The sequence below is a fragment of the Variovorax sp. GW821-FHT09B05 genome (genome assembly GCF_059418265.1).
Genome location: NZ_JBWKPN010000020.1, coordinates 74,576 through 100,384, shown reverse-complemented (window position 1 = coordinate 100,384; position 25,809 = coordinate 74,576). Strand labels below are relative to the sequence as shown.

General features: G+C 61.4%; 23 protein-coding genes and 1 tRNA gene. 13 read left to right on the top strand and 11 right to left on the bottom strand.

Annotation, left to right across the window (positions count from 1 at the left end; all coding sequences use genetic code 11):
- Positions 1 to 67 precede the first annotated feature (67 nt).
- From pheS to AC07RM_RS35570, 9 genes are all read left to right on the top strand, one after another.
- On the top strand, positions 68 to 1,144 hold the full coding sequence (gene pheS / locus AC07RM_RS35610) for a phenylalanine--tRNA ligase subunit alpha (RefSeq protein WP_495316527.1): 1,077 nt from the start codon (positions 68 to 70) through the stop codon (positions 1,142 to 1,144).
- Between the two features lie 63 nt (positions 1,145 to 1,207).
- Complete coding sequence (pheT, locus tag AC07RM_RS35605; protein ID WP_495337493.1) at positions 1,208 to 3,649, top strand: phenylalanine--tRNA ligase subunit beta; 2,442 nt, start codon at positions 1,208 to 1,210, stop codon at positions 3,647 to 3,649.
- A 5-nt stretch (positions 3,650 to 3,654) separates the two neighbouring features.
- A complete protein-coding gene (locus tag AC07RM_RS35600) occupies positions 3,655 to 4,026 on the top strand; it encodes an integration host factor subunit alpha (protein WP_093342889.1) in 372 nt (123 codons plus the stop codon).
- 73 nt (positions 4,027 to 4,099) lie between these two features.
- Positions 4,100 to 4,561, top strand: a complete 462-nt coding sequence (locus AC07RM_RS35595; RefSeq protein ID WP_398501852.1) for a MerR family transcriptional regulator — start codon at positions 4,100 to 4,102, stop codon at positions 4,559 to 4,561.
- Positions 4,562 to 4,587: 26 nt separating this feature from the next.
- Positions 4,588 to 4,664: transfer RNA gene (locus tag AC07RM_RS35590), tRNA-Pro, on the top strand.
- Between the two features lie 193 nt (positions 4,665 to 4,857).
- Positions 4,858 to 6,102, top strand: coding sequence for a tyrosine-type recombinase/integrase (locus tag AC07RM_RS35585; protein WP_495337492.1), 1,245 nt, complete (start codon positions 4,858 to 4,860; stop codon positions 6,100 to 6,102).
- 405 nt (positions 6,103 to 6,507) lie between these two features.
- The gene (locus AC07RM_RS35580; protein WP_495337491.1) at positions 6,508 to 6,777 is read left to right on the top strand and encodes a helix-turn-helix transcriptional regulator; all 270 of its coding nucleotides are present in this window, start codon (positions 6,508 to 6,510) and stop codon (positions 6,775 to 6,777) included.
- A 9-nt stretch (positions 6,778 to 6,786) separates the two neighbouring features.
- Positions 6,787 to 8,094, top strand: coding sequence for an AAA family ATPase (locus AC07RM_RS35575; protein WP_495337490.1), 1,308 nt, complete (start codon positions 6,787 to 6,789; stop codon positions 8,092 to 8,094).
- A 285-nt stretch (positions 8,095 to 8,379) separates the two neighbouring features.
- Positions 8,380 to 8,997 carry a hypothetical protein gene (locus AC07RM_RS35570; RefSeq protein ID WP_495337489.1) on the top strand — a complete coding sequence of 206 codons (618 nt, stop codon included), beginning with the start codon at positions 8,380 to 8,382 and terminating at the stop codon, positions 8,995 to 8,997.
- A 267-nt stretch (positions 8,998 to 9,264) separates the two neighbouring features.
- On the opposite strand, the gene AC07RM_RS35565 is transcribed toward AC07RM_RS35570, so the two are convergent.
- Both AC07RM_RS35565 and AC07RM_RS35560 read right to left on the bottom strand, forming a co-directional pair.
- The gene (locus AC07RM_RS35565) at positions 9,265 to 9,591 is read right to left on the bottom strand and encodes a hypothetical protein (RefSeq protein ID WP_495337488.1); all 327 of its coding nucleotides are present in this window, start codon (positions 9,589 to 9,591) and stop codon (positions 9,265 to 9,267) included.
- A 193-nt stretch (positions 9,592 to 9,784) separates the two neighbouring features.
- Positions 9,785 to 10,300, bottom strand: coding sequence for a hypothetical protein (locus tag AC07RM_RS35560; RefSeq protein ID WP_495337487.1), 516 nt, complete (start codon positions 10,298 to 10,300; stop codon positions 9,785 to 9,787).
- Positions 10,301 to 10,407: 107 nt separating this feature from the next.
- Between AC07RM_RS35560 and AC07RM_RS35555 the strand changes: the two genes are divergently transcribed.
- A complete protein-coding gene (locus AC07RM_RS35555; RefSeq protein WP_495337486.1) occupies positions 10,408 to 10,809 on the top strand; it encodes a helix-turn-helix domain-containing protein in 402 nt (133 codons plus the stop codon).
- Here AC07RM_RS35555 and AC07RM_RS35550 read toward each other — a convergent pair.
- The 9 genes from AC07RM_RS35550 to AC07RM_RS35510 form a co-directional block, all read right to left on the bottom strand.
- Complete coding sequence (locus tag AC07RM_RS35550) at positions 10,796 to 11,470, bottom strand: hypothetical protein (RefSeq protein WP_495337485.1); 675 nt, start codon at positions 11,468 to 11,470, stop codon at positions 10,796 to 10,798. The two genes, AC07RM_RS35555 and AC07RM_RS35550, sit on opposite strands and share 14 nt — an antisense overlap.
- A complete protein-coding gene (locus tag AC07RM_RS35545) occupies positions 11,457 to 12,494 on the bottom strand; it encodes a recombination directionality factor (RefSeq protein WP_495337484.1) in 1,038 nt (345 codons plus the stop codon). Before AC07RM_RS35545 ends, AC07RM_RS35550 begins: the two co-directional genes overlap by 14 nt.
- Positions 12,495 to 12,552: 58 nt before the next feature.
- Positions 12,553 to 12,774 carry a hypothetical protein gene (locus tag AC07RM_RS35540; RefSeq protein ID WP_495337483.1) on the bottom strand — a complete coding sequence of 74 codons (222 nt, stop codon included), beginning with the start codon at positions 12,772 to 12,774 and terminating at the stop codon, positions 12,553 to 12,555.
- Positions 12,771 to 13,082 carry a hypothetical protein gene (locus AC07RM_RS35535; RefSeq protein WP_495337482.1) on the bottom strand — a complete coding sequence of 104 codons (312 nt, stop codon included), beginning with the start codon at positions 13,080 to 13,082 and terminating at the stop codon, positions 12,771 to 12,773. The genes AC07RM_RS35540 and AC07RM_RS35535 overlap by 4 nt, the downstream gene beginning before the upstream one ends.
- A gap of 97 nt (positions 13,083 to 13,179) precedes the next feature.
- The gene (locus AC07RM_RS35530; protein WP_495337481.1) at positions 13,180 to 14,190 is read right to left on the bottom strand and encodes a YqaJ viral recombinase family nuclease; all 1,011 of its coding nucleotides are present in this window, start codon (positions 14,188 to 14,190) and stop codon (positions 13,180 to 13,182) included.
- 152 nt (positions 14,191 to 14,342) lie between these two features.
- Entirely contained in the window at positions 14,343 to 15,311 is a 969-nt protein-coding gene (locus AC07RM_RS35525) for a DUF932 domain-containing protein (protein WP_495337480.1), read from the bottom strand.
- A 129-nt stretch (positions 15,312 to 15,440) separates the two neighbouring features.
- A complete protein-coding gene (locus AC07RM_RS35520; RefSeq protein WP_495337479.1) occupies positions 15,441 to 15,833 on the bottom strand; it encodes a DUF2958 domain-containing protein in 393 nt (130 codons plus the stop codon).
- Positions 15,834 to 16,038: 205 nt separating this feature from the next.
- Entirely contained in the window at positions 16,039 to 16,374 is a 336-nt protein-coding gene (locus tag AC07RM_RS35515) for a hypothetical protein (protein ID WP_495337478.1), read from the bottom strand.
- Positions 16,375 to 16,604: 230 nt separating this feature from the next.
- A complete protein-coding gene (locus AC07RM_RS35510; protein WP_495337477.1) occupies positions 16,605 to 16,970 on the bottom strand; it encodes a hypothetical protein in 366 nt (121 codons plus the stop codon).
- Between the two features lie 455 nt (positions 16,971 to 17,425).
- Between AC07RM_RS35510 and AC07RM_RS35505 the strand changes: the two genes are divergently transcribed.
- From AC07RM_RS35505 to AC07RM_RS35495, 3 genes are read left to right on the top strand one after another with little or no spacing between them, the layout of a single operon-like run.
- The gene (locus AC07RM_RS35505) at positions 17,426 to 17,602 is read left to right on the top strand and encodes a type II toxin -antitoxin system TacA 1-like antitoxin (protein ID WP_495337476.1); all 177 of its coding nucleotides are present in this window, start codon (positions 17,426 to 17,428) and stop codon (positions 17,600 to 17,602) included.
- Between the two features lie 18 nt (positions 17,603 to 17,620).
- Positions 17,621 to 22,951 carry a DEAD/DEAH box helicase gene (locus AC07RM_RS35500; RefSeq protein WP_495337475.1) on the top strand — a complete coding sequence of 1,777 codons (5,331 nt, stop codon included), beginning with the start codon at positions 17,621 to 17,623 and terminating at the stop codon, positions 22,949 to 22,951.
- A 6-nt stretch (positions 22,952 to 22,957) separates the two neighbouring features.
- Positions 22,958 to 25,807, top strand: coding sequence for a DUF8741 domain-containing protein (locus AC07RM_RS35495; protein WP_495337474.1), 2,850 nt, complete (start codon positions 22,958 to 22,960; stop codon positions 25,805 to 25,807).
- Positions 25,808 to 25,809: the final 2 nt, after the last annotated feature.

The following is a 25,809-nucleotide window of genomic DNA, read 5'->3' as shown; positions in this document are numbered from 1 at the left end:
ACAAGGGCTGGCGCTTGAAAGAGCACCAGCCCTTTTTTATTTTTCCCCGAAGAAATCTGTTGTTGCTATGAACGAGTTGGACTCCCTGGTCGACACCGCACGTGCCGCCTTCGCGCAGGCGAAGACCCCCGCTGAGCTCGAGAACGCCAAGGCCCAGTTCCTGGGCAAGTCGGGCCGCATCACCGAGCTGATGAAGGGCATGGCCGCACTGAGCGTCGACGAGAAGAAGTCGCGCGGTGCCGCCATCAACGTGGCCAAGCAGGCGATCGAGTCCGCCCTCAACGAACGCCGTCAGCAACTGGCCGACGAGGAGCTCTCGCAGCAGTTGCGCGCCGAAGCGCTCGACGTGAGCCTGCCCGGCCGCCGCCGCATCCCGGGCGGCCTGCACCCGGTGAGCCGCACCCTCGAGCGCATCGAGGAGATCTTCTCGAGCATGGGCTTCGACGTGGCCGACGGCCCCGAGATCGAGAGCGACTGGCACAGCTTCACCTCGCTCAACAACCCGCCGAACCATCCGGCGCGTTCGATGCAGGACACCTTCTACGTCGACCTGAACGGCGAGGACGGCATCCCCTACAACCTGCGTCCGCACACCAGCCCGATGCAGGTGCGCTACGCCCACCAGCACATCAAGAAGTACGCGGCCGAGTTCGCGGCCGCGGCCGCCGACACCACCGGCACGTTCAAGGCGCCCGAGATCCGCGTGATCGCGCCGGGCCGCACCTACCGCGTCGACAGCGACGCCACCCATTCGCCGATGTTCCACCAGTGCGAAGGCCTGTGGCTCGGCGAGAACGTGAGCTTCAAGGACCTCAAGGTCGTCTTCACCGACTTCTGCCGCACCTTCTTCGAGCGCGACGACCTCGTGCTGCGTTTCCGGCCGAGCTTCTTCCCGTTCACCGAGCCCAGCGCCGAGATCGACATCCAGTTCCAGAGCGGTCCGCTGGCCGGCCGCTGGCTCGAGGTGTCGGGCTCGGGCCAGGTGCATCCGAACGTGGTGCGCAACATGGGCCTCGACCCCGAGCGCTACATCGGCTTCGCCTTCGGCATGGGCCCCGACCGACTCACGATGCTGCGCTACGGCGTGAACGACCTTCGCCTGTTCTTCGACGGCGACCTGCGCTTCCTCTCGCAATTCCAGTGATCGGCTGACGCGCGAGACGAAACGAGACCTTCCACACCAGAAAAACAGATCGAGATCGAAGAGATGCAATTCCCGGAATCCTGGCTGCGCGAGTTCTGCAACCCGCCCATCGACAGCGCCGAACTGGCCGAGACCCTCACCATGGGCGGCTTCGAGGTCGAGGAGCGCCGGCCGGCGGCGCCGCCCTTCACGCGCATCGTGGTGGGCGAGATCAAGGAAGCCGTCCAGCACCCGAACGCCGATCGCCTGCGCGTCTGCCAGGTCGACGCGGGGCAGGGCGCCTTGCTCAACATCGTGTGCGGCGCGCCCAATGCGCGCGTCGGCATCAAGGTGCCGTGCGCGCTGGTGGGCGCCGAACTGCCGCCCGGCGAGGACGGCAAGCCCTTCCTCATCAAGCTCGGCAAGCTGCGCGGCGTCGAGAGCCAGGGCATGCTGTGCTCGGCGCGCGAACTGCAGCTGAGCGAAGACCACGGCGGCCTGCTCGAACTCGCGGCCGACGCGCCCATCGGTGTCGACGTGCGCGAAGTGCTCAAGCTCGACGACACGCTGCTCACGCTCAAGCTCACGCCCAACCTCGCGCATGGCCTCAGCGTCTACGGCGTGGCGCGCGAACTCGCCGCGCTGACGGGCGCGCCGCTCAAGCCGCGCACCGTGGCGCCGGTCGAGGTGGCCTTCGCCGACAAGCTGCCCGTGAAGGTCGAGGCGCCCGAGCTCTGCGGCCGTTTCTCGGGCCGCATCGTGCGCGGCGTCGACACCAAGGTCGCCACCCCGGCCTGGATGGTCGAGCGCCTCGCGCGCTGCGGCCAGCGCAGCGTCACGCCGCTGGTCGACATCTCGAACTACGTGATGTTCGAGTACGGCCAGCCCAGCCACATCTTCGACCTCGACAAGATCCACGGCGGCCTCACCGTGCGCTGGGGCAAGGCTGGCGAACAGCTCAAGCTGCTCAATGGCAACACCATCTCGGTCGACGACAAGGTGGGCGTGATCGCCGATGCACGCGAGGTCGAATCGCTCGCGGGCATCATGGGCGGCGACGCCACCGCGGTCTCGGACGACACGCGCAACATCTACGTCGAGGCCGCGTTCTGGTGGCCCGAAGCGGTGCAGGGACGCTCGCGCCGCTTCAACTTCTCGACCGACGCCGGCCATCGCTACGAGCGCGGCGTCGACCCGAGCCGCACCGTCGAGATCATCGAGCGCATCACGCAGCTGATCGTCGAGATCTGCGGCGGCCAGGCCGGCGCCATGGACGACCAGATCCTGCGCGTGCCCGAGGCGCTGCCCGTGACGCTGCGCGTGGCGCGCGCCGCGCGCGTGATCGGCATGCCGCTGACCCAGGCCCAGTGCGTGGACGCGCTGCGCCGGCTGGGCTTCGCGCTGACCGAGGGCGGTGGCACGCTGACCATCGTGCCGCCGCCGCACCGCTTCGATCTGCTGATCGAGGAAGACCTGATCGAAGAGGTCGCGCGCCTGATCGGCTTCAACAACCTGCCGACCACCGCGCCGCTCGCGCCGATCACCGCGCGCGTGCGTCCCGAGGCGCAGCGCAGCCGTTTCGCGGTGCGCCGCGGCCTCGCCGCGCTGGGCTACCAGGAAACCATCAACTTCAGCTTCGTCGAAGCCGACTGGGAGAAGGAGCTCGCGGGCAACGACAACCCGGTCAAGCTGCTGAACCCGATCGCGAGCCAGATGAGCGTGATGCGTTCGTCGCTGCTCGGCTCGCTGCTGCAGGTGCTCAAGTTCAACCTCGACCGCAAGGCGCCGCGCGTGCGCGTGTTCGAGGTGGGCCGCGTGTTCCTGCGCGACGACAGCGTGGCCACCACCGACAGCACCGTGCGCGGCGTGCATCAGCCGATGCGCGTGGCTGGCCTCGCCTGGGGCGATGCCGACGAAGCGCGCTGGGACGGCAAGGCGCAGCGCGTCGATTTCTACGACGTGAAGGGCGACGTCGAGGCATTGCTCGCGCCGCTGGTGCCGCGCTTCGAATCCGCCGAACACCCGGCGCTGCATCCGGGCCGCTCGGCGCGCGTGACGATCGACGGCAAGGCCATCGGCTTCGTCGGCGAGCTGCATCCGCGCTGGCGCCAGAAGTGGGACTTCGCGCAGCCCGCCGTGCTGTTCGAACTCGACCTCGATGCCGTCACCGCGCGGCCCGTGCCGGTGGCGCAAGCCGTGCCCAAGCACCAGGCGGTCGAGCGCGACATCGCGGTGGTGGTGGCGGAAGCCGTCACGCACGATGCGCTGATCGACGCCATCCGTTCGACCGGTGCCGCGCAAGGCCTGCTGCGCGACGCCGTGCTGTTCGACATCTACCGTCCGCAGCCCGCGCGCGACGGCACGGTGGCCGCGGCCGGTGGCCTTGCACCCGGCGAGAAGAGCATGGCGGTGCGCCTGAGCTTCCAGGGCGACAGCGCCACCCTGACCGACGAGCAGGTCGAGCCGGCCGTGCGCGCCATCGTCGATCAACTGGCTGCGAAGGTGGGCGGACGCCTGAGAGGATGACCCGAATGAATGCCGTCGAATTCACGCTCGAAGCACTCGAGACGCCCGCGCTCACCAAGGCGCATCTGGCCGACCTGCTGTTCGAGCAGATCGGCCTGAACAAGCGCGAGTCCAAGGACATGGTCGAGGCTTTCTTCGACCTGGTTGCCAACAGCCTGATCGAAGGCACCGACGTGAAGATCTCGGGCTTCGGCAACTTCCAGATCCGCGTGAAGGCGCCGCGCCCTGGCCGCAATCCGCGTACCGGCGAAGCCATTCCGATCGGCGAGCGTCGCGTCGCGACCTTCCATGCGAGCGCGAAGCTCAAGGAACAGATTCACGGAAACATCGATCCGAACGCCGCCCCCGAGGTCGAGTGGAGCCTGGGTTCCGAATAGGACTTGTTCGGGCGCGCTTCCGTGGAGTAACCTCTGAGGTTTGCCGCGCGCAGACTTGATTTCAATGGAGAACATGGCCGACAAGGCACTCCCGCCCATTCCCGTCAAACGCTACTTCACCATCGGTGAGGTCGGCGAACTCTGCGGGGTGAAACCGCATGTGCTGCGCTACTGGGAGCAGGAGTTCACGCAGTTGCGCCCGATGAAGCGGCGCGGCAACCGGCGCTACTACCAGCACCACGAGGTGCTGATGATCCGCCGCATCCGCGACCTGCTGTACGACCAGGGCTTCACGATCAGCGGTGCACGCAACAAGCTGCAGGAACTGGTGCAGCACGAACGCGACCGCCGCAAGGCCGGCGAGGTTCCGCTCGAAGGCATGGAGGCCGTCGAGATCGATCACGAGGAGTTCGAGGCCGCGCTGCACGACGAAGAAGCCGCACCGAACGTGGCCCGCAGTGTCGACCTGTCGCAGTTGTTGCAGCTTCGCCGCGAGCTTTTTGAAATTCGTGAGTTGCTGACGGTCGGACGCTGAAAAGAGAAGGCTATAATCGAGAGCTTCGGTGTGTGGCGCAGCCTGGTAGCGCACTTGCATGGGGTGCAAGGGGTCGAAGGTTCGAATCCTTTCACACCGACCAACAAAACGTCCAAGGGCGTCCGGTTTCATCCACCGGACGCCCTTTTTCATTGGAGAGATGGGCGTGCAGAGTCCGAGGACGTACACTGAAATCCGTTGACTGCCAACGAAAATCAGGGGTACAGATGGGGGTTCAAACCCTGTGAATCGCTGAGGCGGCAGTCTTGTACCCCCAGTTCTCCTCGACGTAGCCCATGCCATTGACCGACGCCGCGTGCCGGAATGCCGCCTGTCCACCTGACCGAAAACAGGCCCGGTACGCCGATTCTGGTGGCCTATATTTAGAAGTTGCTGCTTCAGGTTCTCGTCGATGGTTCTGGAAGTTCAGGATCGAAGGCGTGGAGAAGAAGTTTGCCCTCGGCGCCTATCCCGGCGTTGGGCTAGCTGCGGCACGCAAGGCCCGCGATGCAGCTAAGGCCCAGAAGGCTGCGGGGATCAACCCCATCCAAGCCCGTCAGGTCGTCAAGCTCAAAGCAGCCGTGAGCACCGGTGACACCTTCCGGGAGACGGCGCTCGAGTGGTATGAGAAGCACCGTACGCGCTGGAGCAGCCACTACGCCGTCCGCGAGAAGCGCAATCTGGAAAAGGATCTGTTCCCGCACTTCGCTGCTCGTCGCATCAGCGAAATCGAACCCATCGAGTTGCTGGCGGCGCTGCGTCGCGTTGAGGAGCGCGGCGCCCTCGACGTGGCCGGCCGCGTGCTTATGACGTCGCGTGCCGTGTGGCGCTACGCCGTCGCAACCGCACGCGCGCCGCGCGACATCACGAGCGACCTCAAGGGCGCACTGACGCCGCACAAAAAGCGGCACTTTGCCGCCATCACAGAGCCTGCCAAGTTGGGCGAACTGATCCGCGTCATTCGAGCGTACCAAGGCGGTCACATCGTGCGTACGGCATTGCAGTTGGCCCCCATGCTCTTTCAGCGCCCCAATGAACTGCGGGGGGCCGCCTGGGCGGAAATCGACCTGGACAATGCGCTGTGGACCGTGCCCGCGGCACGGATGAAGCGGCGCATCGAGGGCAAGGAAAACGGCGACCCCCATCTGGTCCCGCTCCCGACACAGGCCGTGGAACTGCTGCGCAAGCTGCATCCCCTCACGGGTCATGGCGCGCTGGTCTTCCCGGGCGAGCGTAGCCATGACCGCCCCATCTCGGACAACACTCTGCGGGCCGCACTCCTGACGCTTGGATACGGCCCCACTGTGCAGACTGTGCACGGCTTCAGAGCAACAGCTCGTACCTTGCTGGCCGAAGTCTTGGAGGTCGACCCACTGGTGATCGAGGCGCAGTTGGCCCATGCAGTCAAGGACGCGAACGGCCGAGCCTACAACCGCACCCAATACCTCAAGCAGCGCGCGCAAATGATGCAACGATGGGCCGACTATCTTGATGACTTGAGGGGACCGGATCCTGCGAGCACTCATCGCATCGCGCTATAAGCTTTGAGCCCGCTCAACGCAGGCAAGGGCTATCAGCAATTTCTCACTCAACCGTTGCGGGAAATCAAACCCTTTCGGGGTTGTCACGCAATCGGCTCTTCGCTAGAATTTTCGTGCGGATGAGTGAACAGTTCATCGCACGGGTGTGCCAGCAGCAATCGCCTGTTTGGCTCACCTATCTTTAACACCTCGGCACTTTGCACGAGGTTCCTCTTTCACCCACAGCATCAATCGTGACTGTGGCCTTGCCGGCGTGATCGACCGTCGGGTTGACACGTTCATGCGTGCAATGCACTACATCTATCCAATAAACCCGCCTTTAGGCTAGTGAGGTGGTGCTGCGCGTCTTTTTGCGTGAGCGTCATTCCACGTGCCTATCCGGCATCTGTAACGACGAACATTAGCATGAGCACCAAGCCTTTCCGCCTGGCTTACCGCAGCCACGAAATTCCCGCACTTCTAGGTGTGGGCCGCCAGACTTATTATTCTTGGCTCGATCAGGAATCCCCCCAGCACGATCCAACTTTCCCCAAGCCCGTGCAACTCGGAGGGGTGGGCGCTCGGGCCAAGGGCCATTTGGTCACTGAAATTGAGGAATGGTTGGCTTCACGCCCGCGTACCCTGTTGGTCGCTGATGACGATGAGCCAGTCGCCGCGCGACGCGGCGTGCTCTGAGGAGCGCACATGTCAAAGGTTGTTGACTGGAACTGGTCTGAGGACGGTGTTCAGTTGGTGTGGGCCGACGAGTTGGAGTCCCTTCCAACCGAGTGGCTCATGCGAGACTGGATTCCCGAAGCCGAGCTGGTCATCCTCGGCGGCGACGGAGGCGCGGGCAAGACGCTGCTCGCCATGGATTGGGTGGCGACGGTGAGTAATGGAGGAACGCGTCGCGGCGTCTTCCCTGATGGAACGCCAGCCCCATATGGCCGCTCTTTGATCTGGTCGTGCGAAGACGATTGGCGGCGCACCCTGAGACCTCGCTTGGTTGCGGCCGGCGCGAACCTCAAAGACGTCATCTTTGTAGGAGATGTCGGTGAGTTCGGTAGTCGCCGAAACTTCAATTTCGACAAAGACTTGCCGGACCTGATTCGACAAATAGAGCAACTTGGCGACGTCAAATTGTTGGTGATCGATACCGTAATGGAAGTTGTTTCAGGTGGGGGAACGAATGCCAAGAAAGTTCGTGAAGACTTGAGGGCATTGGTCGAGATTGCTCACAAATATGGAATCACCGTCATAGGCATTGCTCACCTTGTCAAAGGGCCGAAAAACGGGGATTTGGTCAAGAACCTTGCCGGAAGTCAAGTTATCGGAAATCTAGCGCGCATGGTGCTGATCGCAACACTGGTGAAGATTCCTCTGCAGAATAAAGATTCTCCTTCCCTGGGTGTTTTGACTCGCGCCAAGACCAATCTCTGCAAATCCGGCGACGGATTCCTTTACGAAATCCAACCAGCATCTGTGGGCAGCAGGGCTGGCCGTGAAATAGACACGAGCCGGGTCATCTGGCTTGACAAGAGGCTCAACGGATCCGCGGAGGAGATTTACCGCTGGGCAAAGAGCGAAAAAGAAGAAATGGCGGCTAGCCCGCCAAACAGGGCACAGGAGTTTCTCATGCGAATTTTGGCTGATGGACCGATGCTATTCGATGAGATCGATGATCGAGCTGAAGATGAGGGCATCACGCGAAAGATGCTCCGAAACGCAAGGGAAAAGTTGGGCTTGAACTCGATCAGGACGAGTGGTGGGCAGGAGTGGTCGTTGCCTGAGGCTGATCGAACAGATGATACGAGTCCGCGCTTTGACGAGGATCTGGGGGCAACCGGGCAAGTAGGGCAAGTAGGGCAAGTAGGGCAAGTAGGGCAAGTAGGGCAAGCAGGGCAAGCAGGGCAAGCGATGGAGCCCCCACGGACGTATGAGGTGGGTGATCGCTCTTCAATGAACGAGCTTTTCACGAGTTTCATGGCGAAAAAGGCCGGGTTTTCATTTTGAATGAGACGCCTTGTTAATGGCGACATAAAACCCCGTACCCAAAACCAAGGTTGCTTGGTGGATTTTCCGAAATAATTCGTAAATTATTTATCGGGCAACTGATTTTTGGCGAAAGATTTTACTGCTTCTTATGAAATAGGATGAGCAATGAATAAGGGATTTGCATGGCGTCTTGATTTTTGATGGATTATTTCAATGCTGGATGCCTTGAAGGCTCGATTGGAAAATTATGAAAATCCGATTCTTGGAATCAATTGACTGGTGTTGACGTCAATGAGGTAAACCATGTTTTTCGATGAAGAAGGGGTTGAAGAAACTCTTGAGGATAGGATAAGAGTACGCAAGGCAGCACAGGCCAGAGTCCGAAGGAATAGATGCAGAGGGCTGGATTTCGAAGAAGAGATGTTCAACAAAACCTCTCGCTACCTCGTGCTGTTCATCACCGTTAACTACAAAGGAAAATATCGAGAAGATGTAACGCTTGATACGGTTCAACGTCATCGAGACAAGTTTTTTCGTCACATACAAGAGTACCCCAATGCCTTGCTGCACATGGTTCAAGGAATTATCTGGAAACTAGAAGAAGGCAATCGATCGGGTGGATTGCATTTGCACCTGCTGATCTTCTATTCGGCAGAGCGGAAATCTGATGTAATGATTGCTCGGGCGATTGGCGAGCATTGGGTCAATGAGGTGACGGGTGGGTGGGGTGATTACTGGAACTCCAATGCCAATAAAGACAAACTGAAGCGTTTTGGGGTGGGCATAGGACAGGTCAATCGCCATGACAATTCAAAGAGAGAAATATTGCAAGCGTTTATTGCCCACTACATGGCCAAGGCCAATCAAATTCCGAAAGATCGGACAGGAGATGACAAACTCTTCGGTGCGCGTTTTTTTTGACCGTCTTCGTAGAAGGGAATTTCAATCGCCGATGTGGTGATTTCAATAGCCCTTTCATCAGGTCAAGGCGAACAACCAAGTTGTCCTCAAAAAAATAAGTGAATCTGCCCGCCTCTTTCGGGACAGGCAGATTCATTGTGCTTCGATGATTTACTGCGGTTGCCTGGAAACCCCCATCACGACATAGTCCGTCTCGCCGTTCAGCACAGGGGTGGTGGTCCCCTGCTTGGCGCTGACGATGAGGTAGCCAGAGACAACGGGGTTGGTCTAACGACCGAATGAGTACGTGAAATTGCCCTGGTCAGTCTGCACGACGACCTCCTTCACGCTGCACGAGTAGGCAAAGAGCTTGACGCCGTCTCCGAACTTGAACGTCAACGGGAGGGGGTAGACGCCGCCCAGCTTGGTCTTGCAGTTACCGCGATTCACGCTGAAGTCGTTGAGGACGACGCGATTGGTCACGGCTTCGAGCTGAATGACCGAGACGCCTTGCACGAGCTTTACCGAGGCATCAAAAGGGGATTCGCCCGCCTGGGACGTGCATCCGGCAACAGCCATGAGCACAGTCAAGTAGAAAAAGATTGCTTTCTTCATGATGATGTTGTTCGGTCTTCACGCCCACTGGGCGAGAGGTGCCGACGTTGTTTTTGATAGATGTAAATGACCTGGAGATCAAGGCAGACCGTTTCATGGAAGCCGAACGGGCCTCATGCGCCAAGCCGATGCCCCCGGCGGCTTTTGCGCCATGGCGACATGACTGCCGCTTGAACTGCCGCTCGCGCGCGATCTAGTTCTGCGCCGGAGTGCCGGCCTTGCTGTCGCCAGCGGGCGCACCGTCATTTCCCAAGGCGCCAGATCGTGCAATCAACTGGGGCACTTGGTTGATCGTATAGACGATGTAGAAGTAGCCAAAGGCGAAGGCAAAGAACTTGTTCGGTCGCAGATCGATCTTGTGCTCGCTGAGCAAGACCCGATCGACGCCTTCGACGAAGGGCTTGACGATCTTGAAGAACTGATAGACGGGGATCGCGATGAGCAGTGCGGTGAAGATGAGCCCTGCAACGCCGACCACAGTTTCGTTCTCGGTGACATCCGTGACGGCGGTGATCCGCTGGCTCCAAGCCCACATGGCAGCGAGGATGACGATGTCCAGGATCTTGATGGACTTGGCCGGAACGACCTCATTGAGCTTTTCCAGATTGATCGCCATCCAGATGAATGGATAGACGCCAAGCGTCGCGATGGTCAGCAAGACGAAATTGAGCATGCTGACGTTGGGTTCGGTGATGATTTTCGGTTTCATGAGCGTTCTGGTTGATGAGATTCGTACGTATTCCTAGTTGGCTTTAATGATGTGTTTGATACTCCTTTAAGGGCGTGATGAGCGATCGGAATCCCGGAAGGCTTCCGATGGCTCGTGGTTTTGCAGGGTTGTTTTTGGATGTTAATAGGTTTCAAACACCGTGGATACAAACACCTCCACTTCGCAGCATCGAGCGCATGCCTCGTACTGCTTCTTCCCGCCTGTCCCTGCGGCAGGTCTTCGCCCGAAACATCCGCCTGGTGCGCCTGCATGCCGGTATGTCCCAGGAGCGCATGGCCGCCGAAGCGGGGCTGGATCGGGCGTTCGTGGGGACCTTGGAGCGCGGCCAGCGCAACATCTCCATCGACAACATCGAGCTAATCGCCAAGGCCATTGGCTCTCCTGCGCACGAGCTTATGGACCCGGACCTGCCCAAGCGCCGGGGTCTCGACGAAACCCTCACCCGCGCACCTCGGACTGCCCGCCCCTACCCCGTCAAGAAGCGATAGCGACTGCCGAGTCCGGCTCTGGGGCGCTGCGCATCAGGATGATCAGGCGCAACAGCCGAACGGCACATGCTTCACCAGTGAGATGCCGGCAACTGAGCGTGAACCCCGCGCTGGCGTTCACCGACTGGCCTGCCGTTCCCTGAAGCTCAATGCGCACGTTGTGCGCGCAGGCCCAGGGCTCGTTGGCACTCGAATCCAGCAAAAGCAGGGTTCGAGGCTCTTGCGTCCTTCGATCCAGTTCCACACCGATGACTGTTGCCCACCGGCTGGAACGAGCAGATTCGAAGTGGAGCAGGCACGCGTGGCCGGAACGCAGAGCGTCCCGTACTCCCGCTCCAATCTCGTCAACGCCGCCAGACGGATGAAGCTGCGCAACGACGCCCGTGCCAAACGTCCTCACGCAATCCACAACGCCGTCATCGTTGAGCATGCCTAACCTGCGTTGCGCCGCCCGCCGCGGCCTTCCTAACAGGCGCTTGCGTGGGGTCTGCCTGAGCATCGCCACGCACTGCATGATGCTGGTCAGCGTGCAGATGACCGCCGACGCTGACTTGCGGACCGGCAGGTTCTCGTAGCGCAGGCCCTGCAGTCCTTGCGCCAGATACTGCACGTCGGTATCGAAGCGGATGCCCGAGACGAAAAGATGCTCAAGGTGGGCCATGCCTGTCGCCTTCCGCCCGCTGCAATCCGGTCTTCGTCTGAGATGCTGCTGCCGTTGCCGTGACCACGCCGCCGAGCTTCTGGGTGAGCTTCTCGGCCAGCCTTCGCTTGCGGCTGTCATCATCCGTCGGATCTTGCTCAGTCCCTTCTGGCACCTCGGGATAGAACTCCTCGACCACGGATGCACCATCCTCAGCCGACTCCTCGAAGGCCCCATTCGCAAAGCCCTCTCGCGCCGCTTCGTCCAGCGCAGCTTGGTCGAAGCCGGAAGCTCTGCGCGCATCGCGCTGCGCCGCAGCCGTTTTCAAGGCCTCGGCGAGGGATAGCCCCTCCCACACGGTCAGGTCCACGTAGTAGATCGGAGCGCGGTGCGATTGGGTGGTTGATTTCCCCCGCAAGCGAAGCTCCAGCGGCAGAGTCGACAGCAGTCCGCCGGACACCGCGTGGAAATAGCGCAACCGCGCGGTCAAGGTCCGGATACTGTTGAAGCCGGTCGTGCGGAACAGGAAGCTGCCGAGTTCATCGCCCTCCGGTGTCCCCGCTGGGCCTTGCTCGTTGCTTGATTCACGGCCCGTTTTCGACTTCCCTCCACCGCCAGGCTCCCCGATACGCACATTCAGCCGCCCGCACGGCTTGCATAACCCACCACGGGCCAGTTCACACCCTTCGGGGGCAGGGCAAGGCAGTGTCTGGATGCCCGAAGCCGTCGAGCGCCGGCACGTCTGGCCATTGCCCACGCACAGCGGCCGACCGGTTCTTCGGTCGAACATGCTGTAGTTGGCGCGCAGGTTCAGGTCCGGATCGTCGAAGAGCAGGCGCACCGGGATCTGGCGCAGCTTAGCGTCAGGGGTCTTGCGAAGCACCTTGTCCAGCGGGTGCAACACCCAGCCTTCTCGGCCTTGCACCTGGCTGGTGAGGGTGAAGCCATCGTCTTTCTCGGGCAGGCGTCGTCCGTCTTTTTCTATCACTTTGCCGATCGATATCCGTCCGATCACCGGTGGCGTGAGTGCCAGTCCTTTGAGCATGTCGCTCTCCTTGAAAATTGAATTGGTGAATGCGTTGGCCTTTCGGCTCGTCAGCCCCTCAGCCCAGTCGCTGCGCCAGCTTCCTGCACACCTCGAGTGCACAGCCGTGCCAGGCATGGCCGCTGACGAGCGCGGTCTCCAGGTCCTCGGGTTTGACGGCAGCTACCCTGCGCGCGTACTGGTCAACGGCATGGATCACGAAGGCCTGAATCAGCGCGCCATGGACCGAGTGCTCCATCAGGTCGGTGATGAACTCGACGTTGGTCAGCTCGCGGCTCATGACGTCGTGCGGGAGTGCGTTGGCGAAATCTCCGCGCCGAAGGCCAGCGCGGGGTTGCCCGCGCTGGCCGCACCGTTCTGGCGCACCCACCATTCAGGCGGGTTGCACGGCACGGTCATCACACCCAGGTAGCCGCCGTACGTGGCATAGCCAACGACCTGGGCGCGGCCGATGCCGTTGAGGCGAATCACGATGTCCTCGCCGATGGCGGGCACCTCGAATTCCGCGGACCACTTGTACTGATCCGTGGAAGTGAGGTCGCGGGTATAGGGCGGCACGGTGGCGTGTCGCCGGAAATCGATGGTCATGGAATGCAATGAGGTTGGGGTGCGCGTACACACACAAGGCCATAAAAAAGCCCGCATCCCTCACGGGAGGCAGGCTGCGTGGATGGACGGGGTGGCGTCAGGCCTGAACCAGGAACCGCCGGCTGCCAGATCTGGGCAAGGGGTAGCGCTGCAGCAACTCGGGCTGGTCCAGCAGGAGTCTTTCGACATCGAGCCCGCAGCCATCCTTGCTGCGCTTCCATGTCACCTCTCCGGTCTCGAAGACAGTGCGCGTCGCCTCGCCCATGCGTTGCTGGATGCGCTGCTTGAGCACGGCTTCGAGCTCGGTGGTGGTCGCCAGGTGCTGCCGCACAGCCAGCAGGTCGGAGAAAGTTGCCGACATGTGCGTGTCCTGCGACAAATCAAGCGTCTGGCCGGAATCCATCGGGTACAGGCAACGCAAGGCCGTATCCGCCGAGTCGGAGCCATCGGCCGGGGGCGCCTGGTCGGTTTCGACAAGATGCCAGAAGCGTCGCTCCAGCTCGATCAGCTGAGCGATCACGGTTTCATCACGGACGATCCGGAAGATCCGCAGTTCCTGACCACAGATGAGCACGGCAACATCGGCGGCCGTCTTGCCAGTCACTGCCAGCTGGTGCATCACTTGGAGCTGGACGTATTCAGGAACACCGTCTTTCCAAAGGCGCGCGCCGTTCATGCCCGCCGTCTTGCATTCGAGGATCTGTACGTCCGGCGCGCCCATGACCTCGCGATCGATGTTGGCGAGCATCCAGGGTTCAACCGGATGCTGTAGCACGGCGTTGATGCGCCGTACCTTGTGCCCGGTGCGCCTGGTGTAGTGCGCGGCGACGATGGGTTCGAGCAGCGTCCCCCAGTACATGGGAGTGGTTTCGTCGTTGGGATCGGTCTTGGGCAGGCTGACATCGCGGCCGGTTTTCTCCAGCCAGAGTTCGAGCTGGGACTTGTAGGGGTTCAGGCCGACAGCCGCCCCAGCGTCCGAGCTGCCGATGCCGCCTTTGCGCACCGACAGCCACTCGTCGCGAGCCAGCGCCTGGGTCTTGACCAACTTGAGGGCCGGTCTACCACGCGTGGACTTGGTTGCCTTGTCGGCATTGAGCAGGTTGCCCATGAGATTCCTTTGCAATGAGTTGAGAGCAGATCTCCTCCCACCCGCATATCCCCGCACTGCCTCCAGGCGGAGCGGGGGGTTATGCCGACGTGGTGGGTTCCGCCTGTGGGAAGAGATAGCAATGGGATAGCAACGGGATTGCAACGACGCTGTCAGGAGACCAGTTGCATGGCGTGATCGAGTGCGCGTTGCTTGAGCGTGGCGCCTTGCCCGAACCACGCACTGTCCAGGCGGTATTCCTGGTTCTTTGCGCGCCGCTCGTGATCGACAAACTCTGTGACGGCATTGAGCAGGCCCCATGCGGTTCCGTTGGCCGAGGCCAGTTCGGCGCCGCGGCCCTTGCCGTCGTACAGGGCCTGGACCTTCTTCAGAGCACGCTCGTTCACGAGGCCGGAGGACGGCTCGACGCGGCCATCGGTCTCGCACAGGACCTTCAGGAAGTAGTTCATCGACTCGTGGCTCTTGACCTTCCGTTCGGACAAGGTCTTCATGCGGTACATGAAGCTGTCCCACTGGGAGACGGCGATGCCGAGTTGCTTCTTGACGGTCTGGGCATCAAAGCTGGTGCTGTGGGGCACCTTGATGGCGCTGCTGGCGCCGTTCAAGGCGATGCTGAGGGTGTTGTTGCACACGACACGGATGGTGGTGGGCGTGGCGGTGGTGGCCAGCGTGCCGTCGCAGGAGGTCGCCAGCAGCAGATAGCCCTTGACGACATCGTTGCCCTTGAGCGCCGCTTGCTTGCCGATACGGGCCAGTGCCCAGAACTTCTTGCCTTCTTTCAAAACACCGGCAGTGTCGAGTTCATAGCCGGAGATTTCGGTGAGGTCGCGATAGAACTCCAGCACGGCCTTGGGCTGCACGACCTGGTAACGGCCGCCGACCACGGACAGCGCAGCCTGGGTGTCGCTGCGGTAGAGAACGCGTTGGTCATCGAAGGAGCGGATGGAGGCGAGCGTGCCGGCCTGCCCGGTCATGTAGCGCACGGGGGTTTCGCAGATAGTCCAGTCCATGCCGGCCTTCTGTGCCCAGACTTCGAGGGACTGCTTGGGCGGCAGCGCGTTGCCGAGCTGGTGCCAGGGGGTGTTGCCGACGTAGGCCATTTGTTGAATCTGGTGTGCCATGGGAAATCCTTTGCTGTAGTGAAGAGATGAAGGAAGCGGAAAGAAAGAAGCCCGCACATGGCGGGCTTTGAGGGAAGGAATGCCGTCGCGCGGCCGAGAGCGGACGATGCGTGGGTTGAACGGGTGAATTCAGCTGACGATGCGCCCAGCTGCTTGGGCCAGACGCAGGTAGGCGCTCAGGGGCTTGTCGGCGCGCCAGTACAGGTCGCGCTCGATGCCCAAGGCACCACCCATCAACCGGATGGATGCCAGTTCGCGCACGGACACATGACCGAGTTCGGGGTGGCCGAGGCCTGGGCCCAGATCGGCCAGGCCCCAGGCAAGGTCCTCATCGTAGGGATCCAGTTCGGAAATCAACCAGGTGGCGGCACCACAAGGGTTGAACCACTTGAGCACGGGCCAGGGATCGAGGCGCGGGTTGTCGCGTGCAGCGCGGCCGTTGGCCAGCAGTTGGATGCGCTGTTCGGGAGTGATAAGACCCGGGGGAAGCTCGGAAGCAGAGAGTGTGAAATCGTGGTCCATGAAATGCGGGATGCGAACGGGCACCCTTGGATGAATGGGGAAGACACGCCTGGACGCAACCAGACGGCATAAAGCCCAATCCGGTCGTGAGACCGGACTGGGCTTCGTTGGAAGGGGCTGACGTTGAGCGTCTACCCGAGGTGGTGATATGGGGCGGGGGATTTCTGAATTCGCGTGGCCTCAGCAAACATCAAGGCTTGACAATTCACTGGCTGAAGAATCGCTCGACGAGGCGCTTGGCTTCAGCCCGGCGAGCGTTCGGGTTACCGTGGAAGTTTTCGCGACACCATGCACCGAAGGGCGCGCTGATCTCGTAGTCCATGACGCCAGGGAAGTCGGGCATCACCACGTCGGCGAGGTGTTCGTTGAGGGCCTCGTGCAAATCCGTGACGCAGTCGCAGAGCTTGATGGCCGCGCCAATCCGGCCAGCGTACAGGTCGGCATCTTTTTCGGCCCACGGCTTGGCTTCCATGAAGCCAAGCCACACGGACATCGCCAGGAGGCGCGGGTCGATGAAAGGGTGGTTCGGGTGGATTGTCATGCAGAGGCCGCTTTCGGCTCGACGCCAGCAGCAGTCGAGCAGGCCAGTTGGCTAGTAGGGCGTGCCATGGGGAAGAATTCCTGTTCTTGAGTGAGATGAAGATGCGCAGGGCCAAGCCGCCTTTCTTTCGAAAGGCATGGCAAGTCGAGGCAGGAATGGGTTGCGAAAGCCGCCGCTGCGGCAGATGAAACGAGCGGTGCGAGGACACTATGCTGACAAGCTGCAGCGGTCTAGGCAGTGAAGACGTGGCCGCATTCGGTGCAGCGATGATTCCCGAGGACGGACTCATCGACCATTTCGCCGCACGCGGCGCCGACCGCGCAGCCAGCGACACCGCCGCAGAGCGCGCCGAGTATCGCGCCGACGATGGCGCCGAGACCTGCACCAGCAGGACCGGCCACGAAACCAACAGCGGCACCGGCTTCGGCGCCAGACAGCACGCCCGATGCGCCGCCAATGACGCCGGCGGTAGTACCAAGAGCGGCGCCGGTCTTTTTGCCGAGATCCTGGCTTGTGACGCGACGCGACTTGCATCGCGGACAGCACACGGGCCGACGCCGGGGTGGTTTGAGAGAAAGAGAAAGATCGGTGGTCATGGGTTGAGCGTGGAATGCCACGCAGTGGGTAGATGTTGAACAAGGGAACGACACAGGCACACGCCCCTGTCCGATTGCGCCACGCCGGGCGTGATCGAGCATGGAACTGGTTCAGCCTGCGGAATCAAAGCCGACTTCGTTGCGATGCGTATGCGGCACAAGACCCGACTCGGCCGTGTTGGCGTCGTCAGGTTTGGGCGCTCGATTCCTGCAATGAATCGGCTGGATTCAAGTTAGTGATATAGGTCTGAAAAAAACTGCAATCACGTCGCCCGAGAGAAAGTCGGACCACTTGAGCATTTGGTTGTCACGGATCACCGTTCAAGAAAGCCCGCACTAGGACATGGCATTGCTCACCATGTACTCGCCTTGCCGAGGCGTCCGGGCTTCACAACTGGCCACAAGTACTTACTTTTTGCGTTACATTTGCGGTACATCCTTAGACGAGCGCAGCCATGGAACGAAAAACCGACACCCTCAACCTGCGGGTTACACCCGAGTTGAAGGAATTGATTCGGATAGCGGCAGAGCAGGAGCGACGAACGATTGCCAACTTCATCGAAGTGCTGGTCCGAGAGCACTGCCGTACGCAAGGCGTGAGCGCAGAGGTCAAGCGTGCTGAGAGCCGCTGAGCCAAACAGGGAGCCGATATGGATGTCTTCGAGTTTAGAGAGCACATCGTCAGTGAATACGAGCAGTTCACCCGTAGCTTCACACGCATTCGCGCGGATGACATTCGCGACTATGTGGATGGCCAGTACGCCAGTCAAAAATATTGGCCAGAGCCGCTCATCCAAATCAACCCGAACTTCAAATCTGGCGGGACCGTCGATGAGTTCGTTGCAGCCGGTCAGCTAAACGCTCAGTGCGCCAGCATCTTTCGTCTCGGAAAAACTGCCTCGTCGGAGGGAGTCTCGCTTCCCCTGCACAAGCACCAAGCCGAGGCCATTGGCTTGGCTGCTGCAGGCGAGAGCTACGTGCTGACCACCGGGACCGGCTCCGGCAAGTCCCTGAGCTATTTCATCCCCATCGTTGATGCCTGCCTGAAGGCAAAAGCAGTCGACTCCAAGTCGCGCACGCGAGCCATCGTCATCTACCCCATGAACGCGCTGGCCAATTCGCAGCTGGAAGAGTTGAAAAAGTTTTTGGGTTCAGCCCCGGGGGATCGGGCAGTGACCTTCGGGCGCTACACAGGGCAGGAGTCCGACGAAGAGCGGCAGGCCATGGCGGCGAATCCGCCCGACATCCTGCTCACCAACTTCATGATGCTCGAACTGCTAATGACCCGGCAGAACGATATCGACAAGGCGGTGATGCGCAACGCAAAGGGTCTGCGCTTCCTCGTACTCGACGAACTGCATACGTACCGTGGGAGGCAGGGCGCAGATGTTGCGCTGCTCGTTCGCCGCGTTAGGGAAGCGCTGGCCGAAAGCCTCGTTTGCATCGGCACATCGGCAACGATGGCGACCGAGGGCACGCAGATGGCACGCAATGCCGTTGTCGCCGGTGTCGCCTCTCGCCTGTTCGGCACCAGCATCCCCGACCGGAACATCATCACCGAGACATTGCGCAGAACCACGCCTGAACAGGCGACCCTCATTACCGTTGCGGGACGACTCGGAAACGCCATTCGCGCTGGCGTGCCCGAAAGTGCCGACTTCAAGGCGCTCGCAGCACATCCAGTCTCCGTGTGGATCGAACTGACGCTGGGTTTGACCTACGAAGACGACAAGCCGCGCCGCGCTCGCCCGCGGACACTGGCTGAAGCCGCCAAGCTCTTGCACGAGGCATCAGGCGAGACTACAGACACCTGTCTCGACTACCTCCAACGCTTCATGCTGCTGGCCTATGCTGTCACTGACGAATCGGGCAAGTCGCTGTTCGCGTTCAAGCTACACCAGTTCATCGCTGGTGGCGGGAAGGTCTACGCAACGCTGGAGGCACCCCGTCACCGCGCCATCACGCTCGATGGCCAGCAGTACGTGTCAGGCGACAAGGACCGATTTCGCCGCTACTACCACGTCCATTTCTGCCGAGACTGTGGGCAGGAATACTTGCCTGTCTGGGATGCTGAAAGTCCGGAGGGTCGAACTTTCAATGTCCGTAGCATTGAAGAGCGCCAACATGGCGACGACCAAGTCAAGTTTGGTTTCCTGCTACCCACTTTGGACGGCTGGGACCCTTCTGATCCCGAACGCTACCCAGAGGGCTGGGTGGAAGAGCGCGTAGATGGTGAGTGGCGTGTCAAACCAGACAAACGCAAGTTCATTCCGCAGTCCGTCAATGTCCGTGCGGACGGAGTGGCAACGTCGGAACTCGGGCTCACCGCGTGGTTCATCCCTGGTGCATTCCGTTTCTGTCTCGCATGCGGCACTGCCCACGCGACCTCTGGCAAGGACGCGCTGCGTCTGACCTCGCTGTCGGGTGAGGGCCGCAGCTCTGCCACGACCATGCTCACATTGTCGGCATTGCGCTACTTGTACGAGCAAGACCAGCAGCTCTCGGCAGATGCCAAGAAAGTCTTGGGTTTCTCGGACAACCGCCAGGATGCTGCGCTTCAGGCCGGTCACTTCAACGACTTCCTGCAGGTCCTGCTGACCCGCGCTGCGCTCCTGTCTGCCGTTAACAAAGCCCCATCCAAAGTGCTGAGCGAGAAGGAGGTCGCCAATGCGGTTTTCGAAGCGCTCGGGTTCCACCGCGATGACTTCGCTGTCCGGTCGGAATACATGCAGCAGCCCGAGGTCAAGGGCAACACTCGGCGGCAAGTTCAGGAGGCCATGCGCGGCATCCTAGGTTACCGAAGCTACTTCGATCTGCGTCGTGGTTGGCGATTCAACAACCCCAATCTGGAACAGTTGGGGCTGGTGCGTATCGACTACCAAGACATCGAGGATCTGGCCGCCGATGCCGCCGAGTGGGCGAATGCACCACCGGTGCTACAAGCCGCTAAGCCCCGCGAACGTGCTTTGGTGTTGCGCGCCTTGTTCGATTTCATGCGGCAGGGTCTGTGTATCGCCACTCGCTACCTCGACCGTACCGAACTGGACCAGCTCCGTACGCAAAGCTATGCCAATCTGTGCGAGCCATGGGGCTTCACGGAGGACGAGCGCCCACAGCCTGCGAAGTGGTTCGTCACGAGCCGGCCCAAGGAAGAAAGCGACCGCAGGGGCCGCCGTGTCAATCTGGATGACTTTCTTGTCATCGGCTCCAGCCGGTCCCGGCTGGGCAGAGACCTGCGCAAGAGCAGCGCTTGGGGCGGCGCCAATCCGCATTACAAGCAGGTCAATGACCAAACATACCCGGATGTCATCGATGCACTTCTGAAGGCCGCCGAATCCTATGGGCTGGTCCGCAAAGAAGACACAGATGTCGGTCTCACCGGCTGGCAACTGAATGGCACTGCGTTGGTCTGGGCGCCGGGATCGGGTGCAAGCCAGCGGCAGGCCAACGACAACACATTCTTCAGAGGCCTATACAAGAACATCGCAAGCCTGCTTGACAGCCCGGTTCACCAGCTCTTCGACTTCGAGGCTCGCGAGCACACCGCTCAAGTTGAGCAGGACGACCGGATGGAGCGCGAGGCGAGGTTTCGTTTCACCGAGAAGGACCGAACGGAGTGGCAGAACAAGAGCGGCACGCCCCTTGAATGGCTCCCGGTATTGTTCTGTTCGCCCACGATGGAGCTGGGTGTCGACATCTCGTCACTCAACACGGTATACATGCGCAACGTCCCGCCTACACCGGCGAACTATGCACAGCGCAGCGGTCGAGCGGGCCGGGCAGGGCAGCCAGCCCTGGTCATCACCTACTGTGCCGCCCAGAGCCCGCACGATCAGTATTACTTCCGCGACCCCGTCCGGATGGTTCATGGTCAAGTGAACGCGCCGACGCTCGACCTGGCCAACCTGGAACTCATCAAGAGCCACATGCATGCCATCTGGCTGGCAGAAACCGGCAAGAAGCTTGGCAACAGCGTACGCGACTTGCTGGACATGAATCAGCCAGAGTCTCTTCCTATGACGGAAGAGATGGCGTCGGATCTGGACAAACCCGATGCGAAAAAGCGAGCGCACGCGCGAGGCCTCAAGGTTCTTGGCATGCTCAAGACCGAGCTCACGCCGCAACGTGCGCCGTGGTTCAGCGACGCATGGGCCGAGACCGTCTTCCAGCGTTCATACATCGAATTCGATGCAGCCCTGCAGCGCTGGCGCGACCTCTACCGTGCCACGGCCCAGGCTATCGACTTGAATTTCAAGATCGAAAACAATCCCGCCGCGAGCGAGCGCGAACGGCGCGAGGCCCAGCAGCGCCACAACGAAGCCCGCAAGCAGAGGGACCTGCTGCTGGCTGGTGACAGCGCCTTCAACAGCGACTTCTACACTTACCGCTACATGGCCAGCCAGGGCTTCTTGCCCGGCTACAACTTCCCGCGCCTGCCACTGTTGGCTTATCTGCCTGCACGTCGCGGTCACATCGGCCGCGAGAGTTTCCTGTCACGTCCACGCTTTCTGGCACTTGGCGAGTTCGGCCCTTACAGCCTCATTTATCACGAAGGCAGCCAGTATCGGGTCATTAAGGCCCTACTGACCATTACGGGGCAAGATCAAGTCAGTGACGGCGCACGGCTGCCGACGGAAGTTGCCCGCTTGTGTCCCGCCTGCGGCTACGGTCACTTCCGCTCGCAGCGTGATGCTGACCGCTGTGTTTCCTGCGGTGCGTCGCTGGACGGTGCCCAGGAGGTCAAGAACCTCTACCGCATCGAAAACGTCTCCACCAAGCGGGCCGAGCGCATCACCGCCAATGAGGAAGAACGTGTTCGACAAGGCTACGAGATGCAAACCACGCTGCAGTTCGCTGAATCAGACGGCAAGCTGCAGATGGTGACCACGGTCGCAAGTGACGACGAGGGTCCCTTGTTGGAGCTGCAGTACGGCCCGACCGCCACGGTGTGGCGCATGAACTTTGGCTGGCGCCGCCGCAAAGAGAAAGCCATTCAAGGCTTCATGATGAACCCCGTCACGGGTCATTGGGTTGGCGGCGTCGACGATGGCAACGGTGAGTCCGAAATGGAAACCGAAGCGCCACCGGACAAGACTCCACCGCAACGCATCGTCCCTTATGTCGAGGACCGCCGAAACATCCTCATCGTGCGACCGCACTTCCGGCTCGGTGTTCTGTCTGTAGAGACGCTGACCACGCTGCAATACGCCCTGAAACGTGGCATCGAGGCGGTCTATCAGCTCGAAGAAAGCGAGCTGATGGCTGAGCCCCTCCCAACGCGCGACAATCGTCAGTCCATCCTCTTCTTCGAGGCGGCCGAGGGTGGCGCGGGCGTGCTGACTCGTCTGGCAACGGAGCCCACGGCGATGGCGGCAATCGCTGTCAAGGCTCTGGAGGTCATGCACTTCCTGCCACCCGCAACTGGGCAGCCCTGGCTGCGTAAGACCTTGGTAGAGGACCACGATGCCGACGGTCAGCCACTGTGCGAGGCGGGTTGCTACCGATGCCTGCTGTCGTACTACAACCAGCCGGACCACACGCTCATTGACCGAAAAGACAAGGATGCCAGCGGCCTACTGCTGGACATTCTCTGTCGACTGACGCTGGCCGGCACCGAACAAGGTACACAAGGCCGTGCGCCTGAGCAGCACGACGCTGAGCTGTCACGCACGGCCGGCAGCAGCCTGGAGCAGGCCTGGCTTGTCCATGTCAGCGACAACGGCTATCGCAAGCCGGACCGTGGCCAACACACGATTACCCCCTCGGGCACGTGCGCGGACTTCTTCTACGACGACCTCCATCTGGCTGTCTTCATCGACGGCCCCCATCACGACACTGAGGGTCAGAAGCAGAAGGACGCCGACATCAATCGCAAGCTCGATGAACTAGGCTATCTGGTCGTGAGGTTCCCCAAAGAGGCCACGGCCTGGCCCGACATCTTCAAGAACAACACGGACCTGTTTGGTTCCGGCAAGAACTGAATCGATATGAATGCACCCCTGCCGGAGTTCCTTCCGGGAAGCCTGATTGCCGCTCGTGGCCGTGAGTGGATCGTGCTGCCCGAGTCCGACACCAGCACGCTGCACTTGCGCCCCTTGGGCGGCGGTGAGCGCGACGAAACCCTCATCTTCTTGCCCCTGGAGCGCCATCCGGTTCAACCGGCAATTTTCCCTTGGCCCACGGTCGGCCAGGCTCGCAATCACTCCGCCAGCCAACTGCTGCTGGATGCCTTGCAGCTCAAACTGCGTAGTGGTGCAGGCCCATTCCGAAGTTTTGGCAACATCGCTGTTGAACCACGGGCCTATCAACTCGTACCGCTGTTGATGGCACTGAAGCTGCCCACGGTGCGTCTGCTGATTGCTGACGACGTCGGTATCGGCAAGACCATCGAGGGAGCCCTCATCGCCCGTGAATTGCTTGACCGCGGCGAGGTTCAGCGTCTTGTTGTGCTCTGTCCTCCCCATCTTTGTGAGCAATGGCAGCGTGAACTGGCCGAGCGCTTCCACATCCCCGCGATGGTTGTGCGCTCGAACACCGCCGACCGGTTGGAGCGAGATCTGCCTCCCGGCACTTCTGTGTTCGACGCGCACCCTTTCACCGTGGTGAGCCTGGACTACATCAAGTCCGAACGTCGGCGCGAGGCCTTTCAGCGCTTCTGCCCCGAGTTCGTCATCGTGGACGAGGCACACACTTGCACGCAGGGCGGTCAAGGCCGGCAGCAGCGCTATCAGCTCCTCAAGGGGTTGGCCGAAGACACCAGTCGCCACATGGTGCTGCTGACGGCCACGCCGCACAGCGGGGACGAAGAAGCGTTCTTCAACCTCTTGGGTCTGCTGCGCACTGACTTCACGCTGCTGAAGGACCTGCCGAGCACCCAGCGTAGCGACCTGCGCGAGGCACTGTCGCGCCATTTCGTCCAACGGCGCCGGCCTGACATTGCTGAGTGGCAAGACTCATCCATGTTCCCAGACCGCAGGACGGCTGAGATAACCTACCGTCTGACCGGGGCCTGGGGGCAACTGTTCAATGACGTGCTGGTCTACGCCCGCGAGCTCGTCGAACGTGCCGAGGGGCAGGGCCTGCGTGAGCAGCGCATGAACTGGTGGGCGGCACTGGCCTTGCTGCGCTGCATCTCGTCGTCACCTGCGGCGGCCATCAATTCGCTGCGCACACGACTGCACGGTGTTCAGGCAGATGATGGGGAAGCCGAGACACTGTCCCTCGAAGAGTTGGAACTGCAGGCCAGTGACCGGGTGCTGGACGGTGCGGACGACGCACTCTCGACCGACGACATCGAGCCCGGTGTGCAGATCGAAGACTCGCAACGACTCCAGGCACTGATTGCTGCCGCCGATGCACTGGCCGGCAGCCAAAACGACCCCAAGCTGGCCAAGTTGCAGGAGCACCTGGCCGTGCTGCTGAAAGATGGCTTCCAGCCGGTCGTGTTCTGCCGCTACATCGCCACGGCACACTACCTGGCAGCCTACCTGCGCGACAAGTTCAAGTCCGCCACGGTCAAGGCTGTGACGGGGGAACTCACACCTGGCGAGCGCGAAGCCGCTGTCGAGCAACTGGGCGAAAGCGAGACCCGCATCCTGGTGGCCACGGACTGTCTCTCCGAGGGCGTCAACCTCCAGAGTCTTTTCACCGCCGTCGTTCACTACGACCTCAGCTGGAACCCCACCCGCCATGAGCAGCGCGAAGGCCGTGTGGACCGCTTCGGCCAGAAGGCCCGGGAAGTTCGCAGCACCATGCTGTACGGCGAAGACAATCCGGTGGACGGTGCCGTGCTCCAGGTCATCTTGCGCAAGGCCGAAAGCATCCGAAAGGAGCTGGGCGTTCTGGTGCCCATGCCCGATGACGAGGGCAAGCTGACCCAGGCGCTGCTGAACGCTGTGTTGCTGCGCAAGGGCACGGCCATCAACGCACAGTCACAGCTCGACCTGTTTGGCGAACCCGCCAAACAGATTGAACTGGCATGGCAGAGCGCCAAGGAGAAGGCCAAGCTGAATCGCTCCATCTTTGCTCAACGCCGTCTGAAGCCTGAGGATGTGCTGCCTGAGTGGCGCAAATCGGCTGCAGTGCTGGGTGGCGAGGCCGATGTCGAGCGATTCGTCAGTCGCGCGGTCGCCAAGCTGGGCGCGCCGCTGGAAGCTGTTCGCGGTCATTTCAAGCTCCTGATTGAGCACTTGCCGCAGCCCATTCGCGAACGCCTCAACGCGGAGGGCATCGAAGGCACGCTGCGCATCGACTTTCATCAGCCCGCCGCACAGGGCGCGCTGTTCATTCACCGCACTCATCCGCTGGTGGTGGTGTTGGCGGACACGCTGCTGGAAAGGGCCCTCGACCCCACGAACGGCGTCAGTGACGAAAGCGCAGTCGCCCGAGCAGGTGCGGCTGTCGTTGGCAACGTCCAGCTCAAGACCACCGTGCTGCTGCTGCGCATGCGCCACCAGCTCAGCGTCACGCATGGCAACCAAACACGACTCATCCTCTGCGAGGAGTCCGTGACCGTGGCTTCAGCGGGGGCAGCCCCGTTCGAGCTGCTGGCCGCCGACCAGGCCCGTGAGCTGCTGGGCACCGAAGCCACCCGAAACATGCCACTGCCCGTGCGAGACCGCCAATTGCAAACGGCGCTTGATGGGCTGCCGGCATGGCAGCCGCAACTGGAAATCATTGCCAAGGCACGCGCCCAGGAACTATTGCAGGACCATCGACGAGTGCGCGAGGCTGCTGATGCCAAAGGCACCTACCAAGTGACCGCCAGCCTGCCCGTGGACGTGATGGGTGTTTACGTGCTCGTCCCGGCCGCTGCAGCGCAGAGCGAGGGAGCCTGACA

Coding starts and splice junctions, on each gene's coding strand:
- AC07RM_RS35525 (WP_495337480.1), bottom strand. CDS start 15,311: ATGGCACACCAGATTCAACAAATGGCCTACGTCGGCAACACCCCCTGG.
- AC07RM_RS35580 (WP_495337491.1), top strand. CDS start 6,508: ATGAGCACCAAGCCTTTCCGCCTGGCTTACCGCAGCCACGAAATTCCC.
- AC07RM_RS35510 (WP_495337477.1), bottom strand. CDS start 16,970: ATGACCACCGATCTTTCTCTTTCTCTCAAACCACCCCGGCGTCGGCCC.
- AC07RM_RS35570 (WP_495337489.1), top strand. CDS start 8,380: ATGTTTTTCGATGAAGAAGGGGTTGAAGAAACTCTTGAGGATAGGATA.
- AC07RM_RS35550 (WP_495337485.1), bottom strand. CDS start 11,470: ATGGCCCACCTTGAGCATCTTTTCGTCTCGGGCATCCGCTTCGATACC.
- AC07RM_RS35515 (WP_495337478.1), bottom strand. CDS start 16,374: ATGACAATCCACCCGAACCACCCTTTCATCGACCCGCGCCTCCTGGCG.
- pheS (WP_495316527.1), top strand. CDS start 68: ATGAACGAGTTGGACTCCCTGGTCGACACCGCACGTGCCGCCTTCGCG.
- AC07RM_RS35560 (WP_495337487.1), bottom strand. CDS start 10,300: ATGAAACCGAAAATCATCACCGAACCCAACGTCAGCATGCTCAATTTC.
- pheT (WP_495337493.1), top strand. CDS start 1,208: ATGCAATTCCCGGAATCCTGGCTGCGCGAGTTCTGCAACCCGCCCATC.
- AC07RM_RS35600 (WP_093342889.1), top strand. CDS start 3,655: ATGAATGCCGTCGAATTCACGCTCGAAGCACTCGAGACGCCCGCGCTC.
- AC07RM_RS35495 (WP_495337474.1), top strand. CDS start 22,958: ATGAATGCACCCCTGCCGGAGTTCCTTCCGGGAAGCCTGATTGCCGCT.
- AC07RM_RS35535 (WP_495337482.1), bottom strand. CDS start 13,082: ATGACCATCGATTTCCGGCGACACGCCACCGTGCCGCCCTATACCCGC.
- AC07RM_RS35565 (WP_495337488.1), bottom strand. CDS start 9,591: ATGAAGAAAGCAATCTTTTTCTACTTGACTGTGCTCATGGCTGTTGCC.
- AC07RM_RS35530 (WP_495337481.1), bottom strand. CDS start 14,190: ATGGGCAACCTGCTCAATGCCGACAAGGCAACCAAGTCCACGCGTGGT.
- AC07RM_RS35555 (WP_495337486.1), top strand. CDS start 10,408: ATGGCTCGTGGTTTTGCAGGGTTGTTTTTGGATGTTAATAGGTTTCAA.
- AC07RM_RS35545 (WP_495337484.1), bottom strand. CDS start 12,494: ATGCTCAAAGGACTGGCACTCACGCCACCGGTGATCGGACGGATATCG.
- AC07RM_RS35540 (WP_495337483.1), bottom strand. CDS start 12,774: ATGAGCCGCGAGCTGACCAACGTCGAGTTCATCACCGACCTGATGGAG.
- AC07RM_RS35500 (WP_495337475.1), top strand. CDS start 17,621: ATGGATGTCTTCGAGTTTAGAGAGCACATCGTCAGTGAATACGAGCAG.
- AC07RM_RS35520 (WP_495337479.1), bottom strand. CDS start 15,833: ATGGACCACGATTTCACACTCTCTGCTTCCGAGCTTCCCCCGGGTCTT.
- AC07RM_RS35575 (WP_495337490.1), top strand. CDS start 6,787: ATGTCAAAGGTTGTTGACTGGAACTGGTCTGAGGACGGTGTTCAGTTG.
- AC07RM_RS35595 (WP_398501852.1), top strand. CDS start 4,100: ATGGCCGACAAGGCACTCCCGCCCATTCCCGTCAAACGCTACTTCACC.
- AC07RM_RS35585 (WP_495337492.1), top strand. CDS start 4,858: ATGCCATTGACCGACGCCGCGTGCCGGAATGCCGCCTGTCCACCTGAC.
- AC07RM_RS35505 (WP_495337476.1), top strand. CDS start 17,426: ATGGAACGAAAAACCGACACCCTCAACCTGCGGGTTACACCCGAGTTG.